Source organism: Citrobacter sp. S46_ASV_140, assembly GCF_018919545.1.
Lineage (GTDB): Bacteria > Pseudomonadota > Gammaproteobacteria > Enterobacterales > Enterobacteriaceae > Citrobacter > Citrobacter braakii.
Genome location: NZ_JAHLRC010000182.1, coordinates 1 through 5,330 on the forward strand (window position 1 = coordinate 1; position 5,330 = coordinate 5,330).

Annotated in this window: 5 protein-coding genes; 3 read left to right on the forward strand and 2 right to left on the reverse strand. The window is 54.0% G+C overall.

Annotation, left to right across the window (positions count from 1 at the left end; translation table 11 throughout):
• Positions 1 to 81 precede the first annotated feature (81 nt).
• The gene (gene cysZ, locus KQJ19_RS22215; protein ID WP_016153924.1) at positions 82 to 843 is read right to left on the reverse strand and encodes a sulfate transporter CysZ; all 762 of its coding nucleotides are present in this window, start codon (positions 841 to 843) and stop codon (positions 82 to 84) included.
• A gap of 230 nt (positions 844 to 1,073) precedes the next feature.
• On the opposite strand from cysZ, the gene zipA reads away from it, so the two are divergent.
• The 3 genes from zipA to KQJ19_RS22230 all read left to right on the forward strand — a co-directional run bounded on the left by zipA (position 1,074) and on the right by KQJ19_RS22230 (position 4,361).
• Positions 1,074 to 2,054, forward strand: a complete 981-nt coding sequence (zipA, locus tag KQJ19_RS22220) for a cell division protein ZipA (RefSeq protein WP_047499827.1) — start codon at positions 1,074 to 1,076, stop codon at positions 2,052 to 2,054.
• Positions 2,055 to 2,125: 71 nt separating this feature from the next.
• A complete protein-coding gene (gene ligA, locus KQJ19_RS22225) occupies positions 2,126 to 4,141 on the forward strand; it encodes an NAD-dependent DNA ligase LigA (RefSeq protein ID WP_049282268.1) in 2,016 nt (671 codons plus the stop codon).
• Between the two features lies 1 nt (position 4,142).
• Positions 4,143 to 4,361 carry a DUF3820 family protein gene (locus KQJ19_RS22230; protein ID WP_200080337.1) on the forward strand — a complete coding sequence of 73 codons (219 nt, stop codon included), beginning with the start codon at positions 4,143 to 4,145 and terminating at the stop codon, positions 4,359 to 4,361.
• Here KQJ19_RS22230 and KQJ19_RS22235 read toward each other — a convergent pair.
• A partial coding sequence (locus KQJ19_RS22235; protein WP_216404161.1) for a bile acid:sodium symporter family protein occupies positions 4,358 to 5,330 on the reverse strand: 973 nt, incomplete at its 5' end. The genes KQJ19_RS22230 and KQJ19_RS22235 overlap by 4 nt on opposite strands.

The window sequence follows — 5,330 nt, forward strand, 5'->3', positions numbered from 1 at the left end:
TCTATATGCTGATGAGAAATAATGCGTAGCAGTATGGAATAAGAGCGGGTATAAGCCAGCCCGCTTTTACACATTTTTGCATTACTTCCATAACGCGTGTTTAGCACGATAGCAGTCTACCCACATCGCCGTGGCACCACAAACTGCTACCGGCATGATGAACAGATTGAGCACCGGAATCATGGTGAACAGGCTGGTCAACGCGCCAAACTGCATATTGGTCACTTTGCGCGTGCGCAGCGCGACGCGCATCTCCTTAAAAGGCACCTTATGGTTATCAAAAGGATAATCGCAGTACTGAATGGCCAGCATCCACGCGCTGAACAGGAACCACAGGACCGGGGCGACGGTCTGCCCAATGCCTGGAATAAAATAGAGGATCAGCAACACGAAGGCGCGCGGGAGATACCACGCCAGCTTTTGCCATTCGCGTTTCATAATGCGCGGAACGTCTTTCATAATGCCGAGAATACCGGTGTCGGGCGGTGTTGCGCCCGTTAAGCGCGCTTCCAGTTGTTCAGCCAGCAGACCGTTAAACGGTGCGGCAATCCAGTTGGCGATAGTGGAGAACAGGTAGCCGAACACCAACAGCACGGAAATAGTCACAATCGGCCACAGTAAATAGCTGAGCCACTGAAGCCAGTCAGGGACGTGACTCATCAGCGCGGGAACCCAGTTACCGAGCTGCGTAAATAACCACCAGAATGCGCCGCCCATCAGCAGGATATTCACCAGCAAAGGCAGAATAACAAAACGACGAATGCCCGGTTGGGTGATGAGCTTCCATCCCTGAGAAAAGTAATAAAGGCCGCTGCGAGGTACAACTGCAGATGATGAAACCATGGTCAGGACGTACTCCTTGTTATATAAGCTCTGGTAAACTGTGCGTATCTTACCGGGTTGTTGAGCGTTAAGCTGTTCGGAAATGTTCGAAAAAACAGCAAAAAGCACAATTTTGTTCATCTTTATGCCGTGAAAGCCAAGAGTACACTTGCACTTGGCGTAATCGACAAATACTCTTAGTGAGTAAATGTTTGCCGTGGTGGCAAGGTGTTAGAACAACAGAGAATATAATGATGCAGGATTTGCGTCTGATATTAATCATTGTTGGCGCGATCGCCATAATCGCTTTACTGGTACATGGTTTTTGGACTAGCCGTAAAGAGCGGTCTTCTATATTCCGCGATCGCCCACTGAAACGCATGAAGTCTAAACGTGAAGACGAGGATTCGTTCGACGACAACGTCGAGGAAGACGAAGGCGTGGGCGAAGTTCGCGTTCATCGTGTGAATCATGCTCCCGGTAATGCGCAGGAACATGGTGTTCCTCCTCAGTCGCCGCAACACCAGTACCAGCCGCCTTATGCGTCTGCTCAGCCGCGTCAGCCTGCGCAGCAGCCTGCACAAGCGCCGGTACCGCCGCCGCATGTTCAGCAGCCGCAGCAGCCGGTGCAACATCAGCCTGTTCAGCAGCCACCTGTGCAGCAACCTGTTGCCCCGCAGGTTCAGCAACCTGCTCAGCAAGCACCGCAACCTGCGCCGCAGACCTTCCAGCCAGCAGAGCCTGTCGTTGAACATCAACCGCAGCCCGAGCCGGTAGTAGAAGAAGCGCCTGTTGCTGAAAAACCGCAGCGTAAAGAAGCGGTCATCATTATGAACGTTGCGGCTCATCATGGTAGCGAGCTCAACGGGGAAGTGCTGCTCAACAGCATTCAGCAGGCCGGTTTCAAATTTGGCGATATGAATATTTTCCATCGTCATTTGAGCCCGGATGGCAGCGGTCCGTCGCTGTTCAGCCTCGCTAATATGGTTAATCCGGGAACGTTTGACCCAGAAATGACCGGCGACTTCAGCACCCCTGGCGTGACTATTTTTATGCAGGTTCCGTCCTACGGGGACGAGCTGCAAAACTTTAAGCTGATGCTGCAGTCCGCACAGCACATTGCCGATGAAGTGGGGGGTGTGGTGCTCGACGATCAACGTCGCATGATGACGCCGCAGAAACTGCGCGAGTATCAGGACCGCATCCGCGAAGTTAAAGAATCTCTCGCCTGATTTTCCTCTGGCGTGACATTTCCTTTCTAAACCCCCGCCTGTCGGGGGTTTTTTATCATTGATGGTGCGATATGGAATCAATCGAACAACAACTGACAGAACTGCGAACCACGCTTCGCCATCATGAGTATCTCTACCATGTGATGGACGCGCCGGAAATTCCTGATGCGGAATACGATCGCCTGATGCGCGAACTGCGCGAGCTGGAAGCGCAGCATCCGGACCTTGTTACCCCCGACTCGCCAACCCAACGCGTTGGCGCAGCGCCGTTAACCGCGTTCAGCCAGATTCGCCATGAAGTGCCGATGCTGTCGCTGGATAACGTGTTTGATGAAGAGAGTTTTCTCGCCTTCAACAAGCGCGTGCAGGACAGGCTAAAGAGTACCGATAAACTGACCTGGTGCTGTGAACTGAAACTGGACGGCCTGGCGGTGAGTATCCTGTATGAAAACGGTGTGCTGGTCAGCGCTGCAACGCGTGGTGATGGCACCACGGGTGAGGATATTACCTCTAACGTGCGCACCATTCGCGCGATCCCGTTAAAACTGCGTGGCGAAAACATCCCTTCACGTCTGGAAGTGCGCGGTGAAGTGTTCCTGCCGCAGGCCGGATTTGAAAAAATTAACGAAGAGGCCCGCCGCACTGGCAACAAAGTGTTTGCTAACCCGCGTAACGCGGCGGCCGGTTCATTACGCCAGCTCGATCCACGTATCACAGCGAAGCGACCGCTTACTTTCTTCTGCTATGGCGTTGGTGTGTTGGAAGGCGGCGTGCTGCCAGATACCCATCTGGGCCGACTGCTGCAATTTAAAGAGTGGGGCCTGCCGGTAAGCGATAGAGTGGCGCTTTGCGACTCCCCGGAGGAAGTACTTGCTTACTATCACAAGGTTGAAGAAGACCGACCAACGCTGGGATTTGATATCGATGGCGTGGTGATCAAAGTCAACTCTATGGCGTTGCAGGAGCAACTGGGCTTTGTTGCCCGCGCGCCGCGCTGGGCTGTGGCCTTTAAGTTCCCGGCGCAGGAGCAGATGACTTTCGTACGCGATGTTGAGTTTCAGGTTGGACGTACCGGGGCGATTACGCCCGTCGCCCGCCTTGAGCCGGTCCAGGTTGCCGGGGTGCTGGTCAGTAACGCAACGCTGCATAACGCTGATGAAATCGAGCGTCTGGGGTTGCGTATTGGCGATAAAGTCGTCATTCGCCGTGCGGGCGATGTCATCCCGCAGGTGGTGAACGTCGTGCTTTCTGAACGCCCGGAAGATACCCGCGAAATTGTGTTTCCAGCGCATTGTCCGGTTTGTAATTCTGACGTTGAACGTGTGGAAGGCGAAGCGGTCACTCGCTGCACCGGCGGTTTAATCTGTGGAGCACAGCGTAAGGAATCGCTGAAACACTTTGTTTCCCGCCGCGCGCTCGATGTTGACGGCATGGGCGACAAAATTATCGATCAACTGGTCGAGAAAGAGTATGTCCATACGCCAGCGGATCTCTTCACGCTGACCGCCGGTAAACTGACGGGGCTTGATCGTATGGGGCCGAAGTCGGCGCAAAACGTGGTCAATGCGCTGGAAAAAGCGAAAGAAACCACGTTTGCCCGTTTCCTCTATGCGCTAGGCATTCGTGAAGTCGGCGAAGCCACGGCTGCTGGTCTGGCGGCGTATTTTGGCACGCTCGACGCGCTGGAAGCCGCTTCTATTGAAGAGCTGCAAAAAGTGCCGGATGTCGGCATTGTGGTGGCGACGCACGTGTTTAATTTCTTTGCCGAAGAGAGCAACCGCGAGGTAATTGTTCAACTGCTGGCGCAGGGGATCCACTGGCCAGCGCCGGTGGTCATTAACGCTGAAGAAATCGACAGCCCCTTCGCAGGTAAAACGGTAGTGCTGACCGGGAGCCTGAGCCTGATGTCGCGCGATGACGCCAAAGCGAGACTGACCGAGTTAGGTGCAAAAGTGGCCGGTAGCGTGTCGAAGAAAACCGATCTGGTGATTGCCGGTGAAGCGGCGGGTTCGAAACTGGCAAAAGCTCAGGAACTGGGTATTGCCGTGATCGATGAAGCTGAAATGATCCGCTTACTGGGTGCCTGAGATGGAAAAAGAGCAGCTGGTTGACATCGCCAATACTGTGATGCCCTTTGGCAAATATAAAGGGCGTCGGTTGATTGATGTCCCGGAAGAGTATCTGCTGTGGTTTGCCCGTAAGGATGAATTCCCGCCGGGCAAGCTTGGCGAGCTGATGCAAACCACGCTGCTGATTAAAACTGAGGGGCTGACGCAACTGGTGCAGCCCCTGAAACGTCCTCTTTAAGCCTTCGCGGCGCGGCTTTTCTGTTGCGCCTGCAATGCGTCCGTCTGTTGCTTGTAGCGACGCGCCAGCACGGCGCACACCATTAGCTGTATTTGATGGAAGATCATCAACGGTAGCACCATCATCCCAATCACCGAAGTTGGGAACAAAATATTTGCCATTGGGATCCCGTTCGCCAGGCTCTTTTTCGAACCGCAGAACACAATGGTGATTTCATCAGCTTTGTTAAAGCCGCATTTGCGCGCAACAAAGACATTTATGCCAATCACGATTGCCAGCAGTATGATGCTGACCACCACGATAAACAGCAGTGAACCCACCCCCACTTTGTGCCAGATCCCGTTAACGACGGCTTCACTGAAGGCGGAGTACACCACCAGCAAAATAGAGGATTGATCCGTTTTCGCGATCCATTTTTTATGTCGAGAAACCCAGTTTCCAATCCACGGACGTGAAAGGTGACCCAGCACGAACGGCAGCAGCAGCTGCAACATGATTTTTCCCACCTGCTCCAGGCTGCCTTCTGCGCCGTGCATATTCATCACCAGCCCTACCAGCAGCGGCGAGAGAAAAATACCCAGCAGGCTGGAGGCCGAAGCAGAACAAACGGCGGCGGCAACGTTACCGCCCGCCAGCGACGTAAAAGCGATGGCTGACTGCACAGTGGCAGGCAAAATACACAGGTACAGGAAACCGGTGTACAGCATCGGGTCTACGTTGACCGGCGCCCACCAGGCGAACAGAACGCCCAGAACCGGGAAGACAACAAACGTGCTGCACATCACCCACAGATGCAAACGCCAGTGGCTACCACCGGCAATAATGGCTTCACGCGAGAGTTTCGCCCCGTGCATAAAAAACAGCAGGGCAATGGCGGCGGTGGTTAAGCCTTCAAAGAAAGGCACAAAACCACCTTCGGCCGGGAAAAAGGACGCCAGCAAAACAACGGTAATCAGCGTTATCGTGAAC